Source organism: Limnohabitans sp. T6-5, assembly GCF_003063315.1.
Taxonomy (GTDB): Bacteria; Pseudomonadota; Gammaproteobacteria; order Burkholderiales; family Burkholderiaceae_C; genus Limnohabitans_A.
This window is the reverse complement of sequence record NZ_NERV01000004.1, coordinates 341,725-356,878: the sequence shown is the minus strand read 5'-3', so window position 1 is coordinate 356,878 and position 15,154 is coordinate 341,725. Positions and strand designations below refer to the sequence as shown.

Genomic DNA, 15,154 nt, shown 5'->3' with positions numbered 1-15,154 from the left:
CCAATGGACCCGTGTCTGTCGGCCTCTGCTGATGCGCTTTTTGCACCCACGATCAACGTGCTCACGCAACGCCCGCAGGCACTCACGTTCAGCGAACCCGGCACACCGGCAGCGGCAGTCTTGCCCGGTGCATCTGCCTACGAAGGCGTGACCGCCAGCAACTATCGCAGCTTGCGCGGCACCGATGGGGCCGACAGCTTTGACGGCAGCACCTATGCGAATACGGGGTTTTTTAACAACAGCTTGCTGGTGCACTTCTTCGGCGGAGGGGGTAACGACGAGATGGGCGGCTCCACGCGCAACGACAACCTGTGGGGCGGCACGGGCAATGACACGGAATATGGCTTCACCGGCGACGGCAAGGTCTATGGCGAAGAGGGTGACGATGTGTTGCTGGGGCAAGACGGCAATGACCTGCTGGACGGTGGTGTAGACAACGACGCGCTGGTGGAGGGCAATGGTGACGATATGGCCTGGGGCTGTGATGGGGCGGACACGCTCACGGACATAGAAAAGCTGAGCTTTAAAGACGCTCTTGTGTCCAACGATCTTCACTGGAGGATGGTGGCATGAGCGATCACGCTAAACCCGTCCGGGTTTTGACAACCGTGCTGTTGACCATGTTTGTGGCATGTGCAACCGCGCAGATTACAAACGCGTCAATTGCCAATTCGCCAAGTGCCAAGATCAAAGTACGTTGGTTTCCTATCAGTGCCAAATTTTCCCCCGATGCGTCTTGGGGCGTTGTTAATTTATGCAGTGTTGTCACGCCCACCTACTGCAAGCTGGTGAAGTGGGAGCCCGACCAGCCCGGCAAACTCATGCCCAACGGCATCGAAAGCACGGGTACATGGTCGTTGCTTCCGGGGCAGGACGCCAACAAGAGCTATTTCTGGCCAGACATTTCTCGTGATGGGCGGCAGCTGGCATATGTTGTCGCGGATTGCCAAGGGTTAGCGCAACCTTTGCCTGCACTGCCCGTACCCCAAAGCTGCGCGTTTCGTGAAGGGCAGCTTGGCTATAACGAATCGGCAGACACGTTAATTGGCAGCACGGTGATTGACGAAGTCAGAACAGCAGCAAAACCTGCATGGCACCCCGATGGACAGGCTCTTTTGTACTGGCGTTCATTGGGCAACGTCACCTTGGCCAGTGGCCGAAACTTGAACCACCGTGATGTTTTTGAATACAACATCAAAACCAAAGTTGAAACGCCTAAACACGACCGTGCCGCTACGCGTGTGCTGTGGGAGCGCGAGGCAACGGGCCCGTTCTATGACGACACAGGGGAAAGTTTTGCTATTTGTGGTTTCGCGTTTTCTGTGCCGGATCGTATGGACGTGCACGCTGGCATCAAATGCCTTGCGACAAATACAGCCAACCCGCGTATAGCGACTGGGATACCGACGCGCAGTGCCGATCCTTTTTTTAGCACGATCATGGCACGCGTGGATAGCAAAACATGGATTGTGCGAGGCTCACACCTAGAGGTCAGAAGCACAACGCCTGGCAAGGAACGAACGCTATTGTTGCCACTTACGCCTAGTGGAATCAGTAGCAACTACTCCCCATCAACGGCCCATATCTTTAGTAAAGAAGTTGCAGTCGTACTGTCGGGCATTTCGTTTGGCTACGCCTTTCCCAGCAGGGTAGACGGGTACTTTATACAAGATGTCCGTCGCGCACCGCCCGAGCCGGTCATGTTCTTGCAATCCCTGGCACCTGTAGAGGGCGCGCGCCCCCAAACAGTTTTCTGGCCAGACATCGAGTTTCTTAACTGACCCAATTTTTTCAATATTCAAGAAGCATCTCCATGACCGACAACACACGTCCCACAGCACCCCATGCAACAAATGGCTATACCGCACTGACTGAATTGATTCCCCGGTTCGGCAAGTTTGCAGGCCCTGACTATGCAGGTGGTCAAGCGCTGGGTAATAGGGCGCTCAATACTGTTTGCCACATCTATGCAAACGACTTTAAGAGAACGTGGCTATTCGAATGAAAGAAGCCAATTTGAAAAATCAATTACTTTAGTGCTTCAACGTCAAGACGCCGAAGGGCTTCGCTTCGGCTCATTCGGGGTGTAGCAAATGAAAGCGCCATATGTGCATTCGTACTTGGCATGGTGATGAGTGTCGTTGCCCGCACGTATTTTTTTAACTGAATAAGGACCTCAAACGTTTTGCCTGGCTATCTGCACGACACACCAGCCAGCCACGGGAACGTGATCAAGTAGCCAATTTCGATACCCACAGTGACTCCATGTGCGCCAGAGTCAGATTTCGAGCCTTGTTTGAGCTTTGCCGCGGCACCATCGCGGCATGTTCAACCAACCCCTCCTGTTCAGGAGTTTCGACATGACTCACTTTCATTTGAAAAACATGGTTTTGGCCGCTTCGCTGGCGCTGAGCTTGGCCGCAGGTTCTGCGCAAGCACAGAGTGAGGCTTCGCTGGCGGTGTCGGCTTTGCCTGTGGCTTCGGTGGTGGGCGTGGCGGGCAGTGTGGTAGGGGGTGCTGTGGCCGTGAGTGCGGTGCCCGTGGCGCTGGCGGTCAGTGGGGCGGTGCTGGTGGTCAAGGCTGTTGAGGCCTCGGCAACTGGCACGGTCTATGTGCTGGAGAGGGCGTCTGACGGTGCGCGGGCCAGTGTCGCGGTGGCTGGGCGCGGCGCCAAAGCGGTCTCTGCTGGCGTGGGCACGGCCGTGGCTGTGAGCGTGATCACGGCGGGTGTGGTGCTCTCGGTGGCGGGGGAAGTGATTGCCTTCATTCCCAATCAGCTGGGACGCGCTTTGCTGCACAACGAGCGTGTGTCGTTTTGAAGCGCAGGAGAGACGAAATGAACACCTTGACGATGAAGTCGGTAGCGCTGGCTGTGGGTTGGGTGATGGCGTCGGTGGCGCATGCGGGGCGTTCGTGCGATCAGCAGCCGATGACCGCGCAAACCCTTTCTCAGGGCCTGGCACTGGCGCAACGCACCTCCGAAGCGCTGGATGCCGTGTTTGCCCGCACGGGTGCCAGGGTGGTGGTGGTGGGTCGGGCAGGGCAGGACTTGACGCCGTATCAGCTGCGTTACTCGCATCTGGGCTGGGCCTACAAGACTTCAGCGGGACCGTGGCGCGTGTTGCACAAGCTCAACCAGTGCGGCACCGCTGAGGGCGCGGTGTACCGACAAGGCCTCGGGGAATTCTTCATGGACAACCTCTGGCGACACGAAGCCGTGTGGTCTGTGCCTGCAGCCCAGCTGCAAGCGCCCTTGCTGGCTTTGCTGACCGATCCGACCCGCAACACGCGGCTTCATGAGCCCGCCTACAGCATGGTGTCTTATGCCTGGGGCACGCGCTACCAGCAATCGAACCAATGGGCCATCGAGACGATGGCCATGGCCGCAGAGCCCGGCATCACCCAACGGGCGCAGGCGCAGGCCTGGCTGGGGTTCAAGGGCTATCAGCCCAGCACATTGCGCCTGGGGCCGCTGACACGCTTGGGCGCAAGCACCACCACGGCGCACATCCGTTTTGACGACCACCCCAATGGCAAACGGTTTTCCGACCGCATTGAGACCGTCACGGTGGACTCAGTACTGGATTGGCTGGAACGCAGTGGCCTGGGCTCTGCGCCGCAGCGTTTGTTGTGGTGACGCATGGGGCATACCCTGTTTAAAAAGATGACTTTGGCAATCAATAATTGTCTCGTCAATCACTTTGAAAAATGGACAAAACAATGAATACAGAATTGAGCGTACGCACGCAGCAGCCGACAGGCGCCTTTGTTTTTGCGTCCTGGGTGGCGTTACTGGTCGGCGCGTTGACTTACATGGTGGGCTTGTGGAATGCCGCGATGGCATTGAACGAGAAGGGCTACTACTTCACCTTGCTTTTGTACGGCTTGTTTGCCGCCGTGTCGCTGCAAAAAAGCGTGCGTGACAAAGCCGAAGGCATTCCCGTGACCGGGCTTTACATGGGGCTGTGCTGGTTGTCCGTGGGGCTGGTCATGTTGTTGTTGGGCGTGGGCTTGTGGAACGCCACTTTGGCCATGAGTGAAAAGGGTTTTTACGGCATGGCGTTTTGCCTGGCCCTGTTCAGTGCCATTGCGGTGCAAAAGAACATCCGTGATTTGGCGCCCTATAAAAAGGCAGAGGCGATGTCCAAGTTGGATGACGCAGGCGCTGAGGCCTGAGCGATCGGGCGACTTTCTTCACGCCCGGTTGAGGGCGAGTTTCTCGCACAGGCCGTGCAATGAAATCGCCTGAATGTCTGCCGCAAGTGGGTAGGTCTCCTGGCCCGGGTAGACCACCCATTTTTGACTGGGCTTGAGGTCATCGCAGGCGCTGTGAAAACCGCGCTCCACTTTGGGGGCGCTGCTGCGTTTGATCTCAATGGCCCAAAGCTCCCCGCCTGGCCAAACCAGCAGCAAATCAATTTCAGCCCCCCCGCTGGTTCTGTAAAAGTAGCCCGTCACGCCCGCAGGCACACAGGCCAGCAGGGTTTCAATGCAATACCCCTCCCAGCTGGCACCCACCACCATGTGCGAGAGCAGACTTTCTTTGGATTCGATGTTCAGCAGCGCATGCACCAGACCGCTGTCGCGCACATACACCTTGGGTGCTTTGACCAAGCGCTTACCGGTGTTGGTGTGCCAGGGGGCCAGCCTGCGCACCAGCAGCAAGTCACACAAGAGGTCGATGTAGCTTTGCGCGGTTTTGACATCCACACCCAGGTTACGCGCCAGTTGGGCGACGTTGAGCATGCCGCCTTGGTGGTGGGCCAGCATGGTCCAGAAGCGGCGCAATGTTTCGGCGGCGATGCGAGGGCCGAATTGTGGAATGTCGCGCTCCAGATAGGTGCGGATGAAATTTTCTCGCCAGCGCAGGCTGCGGGCATCTGAGGGGGCGGTCAGACTTTGCGGAAAACCACCCCGGAGCCACAAGTCATCCATGGCGCCCTGGCCTGTTTCCAGGACATTCAAGGGGCCCAATTCCAGATAAGCGATGCGACCGGCCAGTGTTTCGCCTGACTGATGCAGCACATCCAGGCTGGCCGAGCCCAATAACAAATACTGTCCGGATGCTCGCCCTGAGCGCCGGGCTTGGTCAATCAGGCCGCGCAACACCGGAAACAGGCCCGGCGCCCGGTGCACCTCGTCCAGGATGACCAGTTTGTCCAGGTGACTTTCCAGATACAACTCCGGCTGGGCCAGTTTGCCGCGATCCCGATCTGATTCCAGGTCGAGATAGACGTGTGGAATGTTGCGCGCCACTTCCAGTGCCAGTGTGGTTTTGCCCACCTGCCGGGGACCGAGCAAGGCCACGGCCGGTGAAAACTGGAGTTCTTCACCCAGTAAAGCTTGCAAATGGCGTTTAAACATCCTTGCAATTATGGAGTTTCATTCCATGATTTGCAAGGATAAATCCCTCAAACGCCCCGCGCCCGATCTGTCTTGAATTGGACCCGGAATGCGCTGAACTGCCCCGCGTCCAGCGATTCGCGCACCTCGCGCATCAGGTTCAGGTAGTAGTGCAGGTTGTGGATGGTGGTCAGCATGGGGCCGAGCATTTCGCCGCAGCGGTCCAGGTGGTGCATGTAAGCGCGGCTGAAACCCTCGCGTCCGCCTTCGTCCCATGTGACGCCAGAAGCCCCGGCGCAGGCGTGGCAGGTGCAGCTGGTGTCCAGCGGTTGCGGGTCGTTTTTGTGGCGGGCGTTGCGCAGCTTCAGGTCGCCAAAGCGGGTGAACACCGTGCCGTTGCGGGCGTTGCGGGTGGGCATCACGCAGTCGAACATGTCCACGCCATCGGCCACGCCTTGCACCAAATCCTCGGGCGTGCCCACGCCCATCAGGTAGCGCGGCTTGTTCGCGGGCAGGCGGTGCGGTGTGTGCGCCATGATTTGCAGCATTTGCTCTTTGGGCTCGCCCACGCTCACGCCACCCACGGCGTAACCCGGGAAGTCCATCTCCACCAGCGCGTCGAGCGATTCCTGGCGCAAGTGTTCAAACATGCCGCCTTGCACGATGCCAAACAACGCGTTGGGGTTTTCCAGGCGGGCAAATTCGTCCTTGCTGCGCACGGCCCAGCGGCGGCTCATTTCCATCGACTTGCGGGCTTCGGCTTCGGTCGTCAGGTGCCCTTTGGTCTCGTAAGGCGTGCACTCGTCGAGCTGCATCACGATGTCAGAGTTCAGGATGGTCTGAATCTGCATGCTGACCTCGGGCGACATGAACAGCTTGTCGCCGTTTACGGGGCTGGCAAAGGTCACTCCTTCTTCGGTGATCTTGCGCATGTCGCCCAGCGACCAGACCTGAAAACCACCCGAGTCGGTCAGGATGGGTTTGTCCCATTTTTCAAACTGGTGCAGGCCGCCAAAGCCTTTCATGATGTCCAGGCCTGGGCGCATCCACAGGTGGAAGGTGTTGCCCAAAATGATCTGCGCACCCATCTCGTGCAGGCTGCGCGGCATCACGCCTTTGACAGTGCCGTAAGTGCCGACTGGCATGAAGATCGGCGTTTGCACCACGCCATGGTTCAAGGTCAGCGTGCCTCGGCGGGCATGGCTGGAAGGGTCGGTTTTGAGCAGGTCGAATTGGAGCATGGCAGGGATTGTAGGAGGGCCGCCCACGGACCGATGGTTTGATTTGTGGGAGCCGCGCCCTCGCGGCGAATGCTTGTGGTTTGCGGACGCTTGATCGCGGCGGGGGCGCCACTCCCACAAGAAAACGTTTAAGTGGATTTACACCGTTTGCTCGGCTGCGGGTTTGCTGCCGTCGCCAAACAGTTGGGCGACTTGCCCTCGCAGCCACTGGTGCCCTGGGTCTTTGTGCAGTCGGGCGTGCCAAAACTGGTGGATGGCGCTGCCGTCCACCGCCAGCGGCAGAGCGCGGGTGGCCAGGGCAAAGGGGCCGGTCACGCGCTGGGCAAAGCGCTCGGGCACGGTGGCGATCAGGTCCGAGTGGCCCAGCACATCGCCCAAAGCCACATAGTGCGGCACCGTGAGGCGAATGCGGCGCTGCAGCCCTTGGCGCTCCAGCGCTTCGTCTACACGCCCGTGCCCTGTGCCTGCGGCGATCACGCGCACATGGCTGGCGGCGGCAAAGTCGGTGAGCGTCAGTGCGGCGGCTGTCGCCAGCGGGTGGCCTTCGCGCATCAGGCACACATAGGGCTGGCGAAACAGCGCTTGCTGAAAAAAACCCGCCTGCAGCTGCGGCAGCAGGCCCAGCGCCAAGTCGGTGCGGCCAGAGGCCATGTCGTCTTTCAGGCTGTCGCTGGTCACAGCCACCACGTTGAGCGTGACGCCGGGGGCAGCCCCAGCCAGCGCGTCCATCAGCACGGGCAGGAAATACATTTCGCCCACATCGGTCATGGCCAGGGTGAAACGCCGCTCGCTGGTGGCGGGGTCAAACGAGGCGCGCACATTGAGCGCTTGCTGCAAGCCGTCGAGCGCGGTGGCCACGGGTTCGGCCAGCTGCAGGGCGTAGGGCGTGGGCGCCATGCCGCGCTGGGTGCGCAAAAACAACTCGTCGCCCAAGCTGCTGCGCAGGCGGCCCAGCGCACTGCTGACGGCGGGCTGGCTCATGCCCAGCACGGTGGCCACGGCAGACACGCGCTTTTCGCGCAGCAGGTGGTGAAACACCAGCAGCAGGTTCAGGTCGAGGCGGGCGAGTTCCATGCGATGAGTGGTATTTGAAATTCGGATAATGATTATCTTTGAAATTCGATTTACGAAAATCAAAGCTTTGCGCATGATGGCGTCCACTGTAGGAGCGACGCCCCCGTCGCGAAGGTTTTCGATTTGCGGATGCGGTTTGCAAACCCCATCGCGACGAGGGCGTCGCTCCTACAAAAAAGAATTGAGGAGCGCTACCCATGACCGAACACCCCATTCACTGGGAAACGGAAGGCACCAGCCGTGTCCCGTTTGCCTTGTACACCGACGAAGACCGGCACAAGAAGGAGCTGGAGCGCTTCTTTTACAAAAGCCACTGGAGCTACGTGGGCCTGGAGGCCGAGATACCGAACCCCGGCGACTTCAAGCGCACGGTGGTGGGCGAGCGCTCGGTCATCATGACGCGTGCCACCGACGGGCAGATCCATGTGGTCGAGAACGTCTGCGCCCACCGGGGCATGCAGTTTTGCCGCGAGCGCCATGGCAACAAAAATGAGTTTGTCTGCCCCTACCACCAGTGGAGCTACACGCTCAAGGGCGACTTGCAGGGCGTGCCTTTTCGGCGCGGCGTGCGCCAAGACGGCAAGGTCAACGGCGGCATGCCCGCCGACTTTGACCCCAAGGACCACGGCCTCACAGCCCTGAAAGTGGCCACCCGAGGTGGGGTGGTGTTCGCGTCGTTCGACCACAACGTGGAGTCGCTCGAGGACTTCATGGGTCCGACCATCCTGAAATACTTTGACCGCCTGTTCAACGGCCGCAAGCTGGTGGTGCTGGGCTACAACCGCCAGCGCATTCCGGGCAACTGGAAGCTGATGCAGGAAAACATCAAGGATCCGTATCACCCCGGCTTGCTGCACACCTGGTTTGTGACCTTTGGCCTCTGGCGTGCCGACAACAAGAGCGAGCTTCGCATGGACGCGCACCACCGCCATGCGGCCATGGTCTCGACCCGAGGCAGTGCTGGCCAAGCCACGGGGCAGGCGTCGCAAGTCACGCAAGTGAGCAGCTTCAAAGAAAGCATGCAGCTCAACGACCCGAGCTTCTTGGACATCGTGCCCGAAGACTGGTGGAAGATGGAAGACCAGATGCCCTCGGCGGTGATGATGACGCTGTTCCCGAGTGTGATTTTCCAGCAGCAGGTCAACAGCGTGTCCACCCGGCACATCCAGCCCGATGGGCATGGTGCGTTTGATTTTGTCTGGACGCACTTCGGCTTTGAAGACGACACGCCCGAGATGCACGAGCGCCGCCTGCGCCAGTCCAACCTGTTTGGCCCGGCCGGTTTTGTGAGCGCGGACGACGGCGAGGTGATCGAGTTCTCGCAGCAGGCGTTCGAGACCAAACCCGCGCACCGCATGCTGGTGGAGTTGGGCGGGCGCGATGTGGGCGAGACTGACCACATGGTGACCGAAACGCTGATCCGGGGCATGTACGAATACTGGCGCAAAGTGATGGAGGCTTGATGATGGTCGATATGCAAACCTGGTGCGGCATCCAGCAGCTTTATGCCGATTACGCCAGCGCCGTGGACAGCGGCCACTGGGACCTGTGGCCCGAGTTCTTTACCGAGCAATGCATCTACAAACTGCAGCCGCGTGAAAATTACGAGCGCGGTTTCCCGCTGTGCACACTGTCGTTCACCAGCAAAGGCATGCTCAAGGACCGCGTGTACGGCATCCAAGAGACGCTGTACCACGACCCCTATTACCAGCGGCATGTGGTGGGCGCGCCCATCGTGCGGCGGGTCGAAGACGGCCGAATCCACAGCGAGGCCAACTACGCCGTGTTCCGCACCAAGCTCGACAAGGAAAGCACCGTGTTCAATGTGGGCCGCTACATCGACACCCTCGTGCAAACCCCCGAAGGCTTCAAGTTCGCCGAGCGCCTGTGCGTGTACGACAGCGAAATGATCCCCAACTCCATCATTTACCCGATCTGAAAATAGAAGGCGCTGCGTCGGACCCCTCTGTGGGAGCGGCGCCCTCGCCGCGAAAGAGCCTTGCAGACCACCACCCATCGCCCCGAGGGTGGGGCTCCCACATCACCACACACCTCAAGAGAGAGTAACCATGACCCAATGGACTGACGTGGCCGCCGAGGCCGATTTGTTTGAAGGCGCAGGCATTGCCGTCGCCCCCGAGGGCCAAGACATTGCCCTGTTCAGCGTGGAAGGCGAAGTCTTCGCCATCAACAACCTGTGCAACCACGGTAACGCCAAGCTGTGCGACGGCTTTGTCGAAGGCCACCATGTGGAGTGTCCGTTCCACCAGGCGCAGTTCAGCTTGCGCGATGGTTCGGTGGCTTGCGGCCCGGCCACGGAGCCTGCCAAAACCTGGCCGGTCAAGATCGAAGGCGGGCGGGTGTTTCTGCAGCTGGGCTAATGCCTGCGGGGCGAAATTTCATCAGTGGAAATCGTCTTCGCGCTGATGTCGCAGTGCGAGGATGGTGACCGTATGGGCATTCTCAATTTCGAAAAGCGCCAGATAACCTGAGGCACCAAACGGGATGATGAGTTCTCTGAGGAGTGGACCGTGCGCGCCGTCTGCGGCTTTACGACACGAAAAGGGTGATCGGCGCAGAAACCCCAGACCATCTTCAATCGCTTGAAGTGAGCGCTCGGCGGTATGGATGTCAAATTCCAAAAGGAAGTCGTACAGCCGATTCAGATCAGATTTTGCTTTTTCAGTGAAGCGGACCTGAAATTCACCCATGACCGAGTCTGGTCCGGTTCAGGATGCAAAAGACTTTGCTTTGGCCAGCTTACTTTTCAATTCTTGCAGCACTTCATCGGCAGAAAAGTAGACCTGACTTTGGCGAGCCTCTTCGGCTGAGCGCAGCCCACGTGCAATGAACTCGTCTTCAGCCGCTCGGTGTGCAATGAACCTCTCCAGCGATGTTTCCATCAGCTTGGAAATGGTTTCATTGGGCCGGAGTGCCTTTTCGGCGGCTTGCCTCAGATCTGGGCTGACACGCAGCGCTGGGAGTGTTGCGGATTTCATCTTGAAACCTTTCAATTGCAATGCAATTGTAATGCGGTCGCCGGGCGCTTGCTCAGTCCATTGTTGTGCGTGTCAGCAGCATCGCATCCCCATAACTGAAGAATCGGTACTGGTTTGCGATCGCGTGCCGATACAGGCCCATGATGTGCTCGTAGCCCGCAAAAGCGCTCACCAGCATCATCAGCGTGCTCTTGGGCAGGTGGAAATTGGTGATCAGCCGGTCCACCACTTTGAACTCAAACCCTGGCGTGATGAAGATCTGTGTGTCGCCGCTGGCTTGGCCGAACTTGGCCCAAGACTCCAAAGTGCGCACGGTGGTTGTGCCCACCGCGACCACCTTGCCGCCCAGCGACTTGCATTCGGCAATGGCTTGCTGTGTGGCTTCGGGCACCTCGTACCACTCGCGGTGCATGGTGTGTTCGGCAATGTTCTCGGTCTTGACAGGCTGGAAGGTGCCCGCACCCACATGCAGCGTGACACTGGCGCGTTGCACGCCACGGGCCTCCAGCTGGGCCAGCAGGGCCTCGTCAAAGTGCAGGGCGGCAGTGGGCGCCGCCACCGCACCGGGCGCACGCGCAAACACAGTCTGATACCGCTGGGCGTCTTCTGCAGTGTCGGTGTGTTCGATGTACGGGGGCAATGGCACATGGCCGTGCTTTTCCATCAGCGCATGCGGCTCGTCACTCAGCTGCAAATGAAACAACTGGCCGTTTTCATCGGGCCAGCGGCCCAGCAGGGTGGCATCAAAACCACCGTTCTGTGCACCGCCCATCATGAACATCTTGCCGCCCACCAAAGGCTTCTTGCTCACCTTCATGTGCGCCACCACCTGGTGGCCGGGCAGCACGCGCTCGATCAGCAACTCCAGCTTGCCGCCCGTGGCCTTCTCGCCAAAGATGCGGGCCTTGACCACCTTGGTGTCGTTGAAGACCAGCAAGTCGCCTGCGTTCAGCAAACTTGGCAGTTCATGAAAGATGCGGTCCACCACCGCAGGCGATGAGCCATCCAACAAACGCGAGCCGCTGCGCTGGGCAGCCGGGTGCTGGGCAATCAGTTCGGGGGGCAGCTCAAAGTCGAAATCGCTGAGCGTGAAGGGGCGGGGGGCAGATGCAGAAGTAGTCATGCTTCAGGGCCGGACAGGCCCGTGCGAAGTGAAAGAGGGCGTGATTTTCGCATGCGGAATTTGAGGGGTCGCACTCACCAATATCCAGCCAAGTAAAAGCTGGAGACCGTGGGCGTTTTCAGGTTTTGATCCGTGGTCGCGCCAATGCCTGCACGCCAATGGGGGTGGATATCCCAATCGACGCCGATGCTCCAGTTGTGAGCTGCCACCGTGCGCAACCAAAGACGTCCGTAGGTATTCCGACCTTCATAGCCCAGTGCCCAGCGCGCTTGCGCGTCTTGCCCGGTGATGGCGGTTGTCAACCCCCTGATGGCAACCGGTTGAAAGCTCAGCAGCCAAGTCATGGGCAGATGTTCTTGAAGGCTCGTGTAGCCATATTGCCCAGTGACTGACGGCAGCGCGCCAATATTCAATTGCCCCCCGGTGGCGGTCACGTTGTATTGCCGTGTGGATTGGTGAATGGTCTGAAAGTTCAGCCGGTTGAAAAGGTTCTCTACTTTCAGTTGAGTCGAGCCCCAATGGGTTTGCCAATCGCTGCGCAGGTTCAGACCTGCGCCCCAGCCCGCATCGGGCTGGTCATGGATCAAAAAACCGTAATCGCGCATGCCTGTGCGTGCCAATGTGCCGGTGACCTGGCTGTTGCCGCCTTGATTGACCAGCGTGAACTGACCTTTAGAGTGTTCGTAGTCATGGATGTTCATTACATAGGGCTTGAGTTCCACGGACAGATCACTGGACAGACTGTGTTTGAAGCTGGCCGCCAAAGTCGTGGCTTTGAGTGTCCAAACCTCTGCCTGCAAAGGAAAAGTACCGGGTGTCGACAAGTCCAGAGTGTGTTTGGCCTCATTTTGTGCAGCCAGAAACATGGCACTGCTGTTGCCCAGCAGATAGCCTTGGCGCGTCTGAGCAAGAGATATTTTCCAAGGTGCATGCTCATAGCCCACGCCAGCGTCGACGCGGTAATGCACCCATTCCACAGGGCTGTGAGGCGTTAAACCTTTGGCCAGCCAATGGTTGGCTGTGGCCAAACCTGAAGAGCTGTTGTGATCGGCCTGCACAAAGGCAGAGACCTGACCCCATGCGGAGCCACAGAGGAGCCACGAAAAAAAGGCCAGCAACAGCTGGCCTTTTTGCGCTTGCAAGCGGTCAATAAATCGAAACATCGCGTCCATTGACCTGGATGATGCCATCCTTGATGACGCCCACTTGTGTAGACCCTTTGTAGATGTCGCCTTGGGGTTTGCCGTTGAGGCGGGTCAGTTTTGCGGTGTAGACGTTATTGGCCGTCTTGAGGTCGAGATAAATTGCGCAGCGCAAGACGTTTGTGTTGTTGCACCACTTGTCTTTGATGATGCCTTCGGCTTCGTTGATTGTGAACATGCCACTGACTTTGACTTCACTGCCGCCAGACGCGATAGTGAATGCATAGTTTTCAGTGTTCCATTCGGATTGGCTGCCATTGATTTTTAATGTCAATGTATCGGTCAAGACCGCCGTAGCGTCGAGGCTGTACTTGGTGAAGTTCGATGCGCCTTCTGCCTGGTTGAGGTCCATTGCGTTCTGGGTTCCTGTGACGTCTAATGCAAGCAGTTGGCTGTTGTTGTTGGTTGCACTCAGATGCAATCTAATGTCGGTCCAGCTGACGTCATTTTCTGTCCAACTGTTGGAGCAAAGATTGACAGAGCCGCAGTAATAGCTGTAGTTGTGTGTGATTTGTATCTGGTGGCCGCTTGCTGCAAGGGTTCCTGTCAACACATCTCCATTGCTCGCGGCCAAGGTCACTTCACCTGAGAGTGTCCCTTTCTGTGGCATGTCGGTCGTTTTCGACAGTGTTGCTTTCCAGTCTTTTGCCGTGAGAGAAATTTTCAAATCACTATTTTTGTCATAGGCCCAGATAGTGCCATTGATATTGAAACTACCGGCCTCGGTCGTTGAATACTTGTGGGCCATGATGTTCAAGTTTTCGAACTTGGACTGCAACTTGCCGTTAGATTTATTTTTCTTTACACCATTCAATGTGGCATTGATAGTGCCGTTCACTATGCTGCCACTAACCGTTCCTTCCCAAGTGCTCGTACCATCCGTGTTGTCGACTTTGCCTGTCCACGTGTCGCCATTTTTAGTCCATTGAATATGGCTGCCAGGGGAGTTGGTACAAGCAAATGTTGATTTGTTTTCAAAACAGTCTTGTTTTATGCGATTAATGGCGAAAATTGTCCCCTCCGAACTTTCCAAACTCATATCTTTGTACTTGGCATTGAGTTCATCGTTGGCCTTCAACAGGTTCTTTTCTGTCGCTCGAAAACCGTTGCGCATGGCGGTGATGAAGCCTTCAAGACCTTCGGCGGCCGTGAATTCAGAGGTGGGTTTTGTGCTCGTTGGAACCGCATTGGTTTTGGAGGCGCTGAGGGCTGAAGCTGTAGCAGTTTTGACTTCGTCCTTTTTGTCGCCTAAACGGCTGAAGTTGGTAGGGTCATCCAGCCAAGCCGCTTGACCCATTGTGAGCAATTCAGTGCGCTTAGTTTGGATGGCCGAAGCTACAACGCCTGACAGCGTGCCTTTGCCGTCTGATCCGACATCAATCTTGATGCCTTTGGAAAGTTTCCCAACTTGACATGGCAAATTGCAATTGGCGTCTGCTGACTTGATCAAGCCAGCCATCATTGCGCTGAATTTGGTTTGTTCGACACTCATTTCAGTCGTCTTCAATGCAGGCTTGTCTGAGAATGGGCTGGTACCCAAGGGCGCCATTTGCAGTGCAACCTGTTTGGCAGCTGTCAAAACCTCGATGCTCAGTTTCTTATCTGTGCCTACCGATGCTTGGGCCATTGCGATCGCTGCTTCAGTGATCGGGTTGACTTGCACACTGGTGGCTTCTTCATTCAGTGATGCAACGAAGGTGCGTAAGGTCAGACTGGGGACTGAGACTTTTTTGAAGCTACCATCGGTTTCGATTTGCGTTTCGTCAAGCATGGTGGTTTTGGCATTGGCCACAACTTCCACTACCACTGGGTTGCCTGTGGGAGCAGCCTTCAGGGTGTAAGCGCCGGTCGCGTCAGTCGTGGTGTGTGCCCACATGCTGGTTGATTGCAAGCCGTTGATGATTTCATAAGCATTGACATCGGCATCCATCAATGCGCCTTTGGCTGCATTGCCGCTCAGGTTGACTGATGCGGGTGTATTGCCCTTGTCACCGCCGCCGCCACCACCGCCGCAACCCGTTAATACTCCGACTGCAAGAGCAAGTCCTGCAAGAATTGGTTTGGATGTTTTCATTAATTTGATCCTTCTGAAATCGAGTGCTTTTTAAAAGCAAGTTACTATAACAAAATAAGTAATTATAAATATTGATTTTCATTTTGTATCACTACTTT

At 57.5% G+C, this 15,154-nt stretch carries 17 protein-coding genes; 9 read left to right on the top strand and 8 right to left on the bottom strand.

Going from position 1 to position 15,154, the window contains the following annotated elements; genetic code table 11:
- Positions 1-3 precede the first annotated feature (3 nt).
- The 6 genes from B9Z51_RS19020 (at position 4) to yiaA (ending at position 4,176) form a co-directional block, all read left to right on the top strand.
- On the top strand, positions 4-573 hold the full coding sequence (locus B9Z51_RS19020; RefSeq protein ID WP_108376326.1) for a calcium-binding protein: 570 nt from the start codon (positions 4-6) through the stop codon (positions 571-573).
- Complete coding sequence (locus B9Z51_RS16945) at positions 570-1,781, top strand: hypothetical protein (RefSeq protein WP_108376325.1); 1,212 nt, start codon at positions 570-572, stop codon at positions 1,779-1,781. The genes B9Z51_RS19020 and B9Z51_RS16945 overlap by 4 nt, the downstream gene beginning before the upstream one ends.
- A 32-nt stretch (positions 1,782-1,813) precedes the next feature.
- The gene (locus tag B9Z51_RS18310; RefSeq protein WP_146187797.1) at positions 1,814-2,005 is read left to right on the top strand and encodes a hypothetical protein; all 192 of its coding nucleotides are present in this window, start codon (positions 1,814-1,816) and stop codon (positions 2,003-2,005) included.
- A 355-nt stretch (positions 2,006-2,360) separates the two neighbouring features.
- Positions 2,361-2,819 carry a hypothetical protein gene (locus B9Z51_RS16940; RefSeq protein WP_108376371.1) on the top strand — a complete coding sequence of 153 codons (459 nt, stop codon included), beginning with the start codon at positions 2,361-2,363 and terminating at the stop codon, positions 2,817-2,819.
- A gap of 17 nt (positions 2,820-2,836) precedes the next feature.
- On the top strand, positions 2,837-3,637 hold the full coding sequence (locus B9Z51_RS16935; RefSeq protein WP_233255015.1) for a DUF2145 domain-containing protein: 801 nt from the start codon (positions 2,837-2,839) through the stop codon (positions 3,635-3,637).
- A gap of 83 nt (positions 3,638-3,720) precedes the next feature.
- Entirely contained in the window at positions 3,721-4,176 is a 456-nt protein-coding gene (yiaA, locus tag B9Z51_RS16930) for an inner membrane protein YiaA (protein ID WP_199227573.1), read from the top strand.
- 18 nt (positions 4,177-4,194) lie between these two features.
- Here yiaA and B9Z51_RS16925 read toward each other — a convergent pair whose 3' ends face one another.
- The 3 genes from B9Z51_RS16925 to B9Z51_RS16915 all read right to left on the bottom strand — a co-directional run bounded on the left by B9Z51_RS16925 (position 4,195) and on the right by B9Z51_RS16915 (position 7,658).
- Positions 4,195-5,364 (bottom strand): ATP-binding protein, encoded by a 1,170-nt coding sequence (locus B9Z51_RS16925; protein WP_108376324.1) that lies wholly within the window; start codon positions 5,362-5,364, stop codon positions 4,195-4,197.
- A gap of 47 nt (positions 5,365-5,411) precedes the next feature.
- Positions 5,412-6,584 carry a tRNA guanosine(34) transglycosylase Tgt gene (gene tgt / locus B9Z51_RS16920; RefSeq protein WP_108376323.1) on the bottom strand — a complete coding sequence of 391 codons (1,173 nt, stop codon included), beginning with the start codon at positions 6,582-6,584 and terminating at the stop codon, positions 5,412-5,414.
- 138 nt (positions 6,585-6,722) lie between these two features.
- Complete coding sequence (locus B9Z51_RS16915) at positions 6,723-7,658, bottom strand: LysR family transcriptional regulator (protein WP_108376322.1); 936 nt, start codon at positions 7,656-7,658, stop codon at positions 6,723-6,725.
- A gap of 197 nt (positions 7,659-7,855) precedes the next feature.
- On the opposite strand from B9Z51_RS16915, the gene B9Z51_RS16910 reads away from it, so the two are divergent.
- The 3 genes from B9Z51_RS16910 (at position 7,856) to B9Z51_RS16900 (ending at position 10,039) form a co-directional block, all read left to right on the top strand.
- Positions 7,856-9,121 carry an aromatic ring-hydroxylating dioxygenase subunit alpha gene (locus B9Z51_RS16910; protein ID WP_108376321.1) on the top strand — a complete coding sequence of 422 codons (1,266 nt, stop codon included), beginning with the start codon at positions 7,856-7,858 and terminating at the stop codon, positions 9,119-9,121.
- A gap of 2 nt (positions 9,122-9,123) precedes the next feature.
- Positions 9,124-9,597, top strand: coding sequence for a nuclear transport factor 2 family protein (locus tag B9Z51_RS16905; protein ID WP_369959486.1), 474 nt, complete (start codon positions 9,124-9,126; stop codon positions 9,595-9,597).
- Between the two features lie 130 nt (positions 9,598-9,727).
- Positions 9,728-10,039 carry a non-heme iron oxygenase ferredoxin subunit gene (locus tag B9Z51_RS16900; RefSeq protein WP_108376319.1) on the top strand — a complete coding sequence of 104 codons (312 nt, stop codon included), beginning with the start codon at positions 9,728-9,730 and terminating at the stop codon, positions 10,037-10,039.
- A 21-nt stretch (positions 10,040-10,060) separates the two neighbouring features.
- Here B9Z51_RS16900 and B9Z51_RS16895 read toward each other — a convergent pair whose 3' ends face one another.
- The 5 genes from B9Z51_RS16895 to B9Z51_RS16875 all read right to left on the bottom strand — a co-directional run bounded on the left by B9Z51_RS16895 (position 10,061) and on the right by B9Z51_RS16875 (position 15,056).
- Positions 10,061-10,369: a type II toxin-antitoxin system RelE/ParE family toxin gene (locus tag B9Z51_RS16895; protein WP_108376318.1), complete on the bottom strand. Its 309-nt coding sequence runs from the start codon at positions 10,367-10,369 to the stop codon at positions 10,061-10,063.
- Between the two features lie 18 nt (positions 10,370-10,387).
- Positions 10,388-10,657, bottom strand: a complete 270-nt coding sequence (locus tag B9Z51_RS16890) for a YlcI/YnfO family protein (protein WP_108376368.1) — start codon at positions 10,655-10,657, stop codon at positions 10,388-10,390.
- A 52-nt stretch (positions 10,658-10,709) separates the two neighbouring features.
- On the bottom strand, positions 10,710-11,780 hold the full coding sequence (gene queA, locus B9Z51_RS16885) for a tRNA preQ1(34) S-adenosylmethionine ribosyltransferase-isomerase QueA (protein ID WP_108376317.1): 1,071 nt from the start codon (positions 11,778-11,780) through the stop codon (positions 10,710-10,712).
- Positions 11,781-11,854: 74 nt separating this feature from the next.
- The gene (locus B9Z51_RS16880; protein ID WP_146187796.1) at positions 11,855-12,952 is read right to left on the bottom strand and encodes a hypothetical protein; all 1,098 of its coding nucleotides are present in this window, start codon (positions 12,950-12,952) and stop codon (positions 11,855-11,857) included.
- Entirely contained in the window at positions 12,927-15,056 is a 2,130-nt protein-coding gene (locus B9Z51_RS16875) for a hypothetical protein (protein WP_108376315.1), read from the bottom strand. Before B9Z51_RS16875 ends, B9Z51_RS16880 begins: the two co-directional genes overlap by 26 nt.
- Between the last annotated feature and the right edge of the window lie 98 nt (positions 15,057-15,154).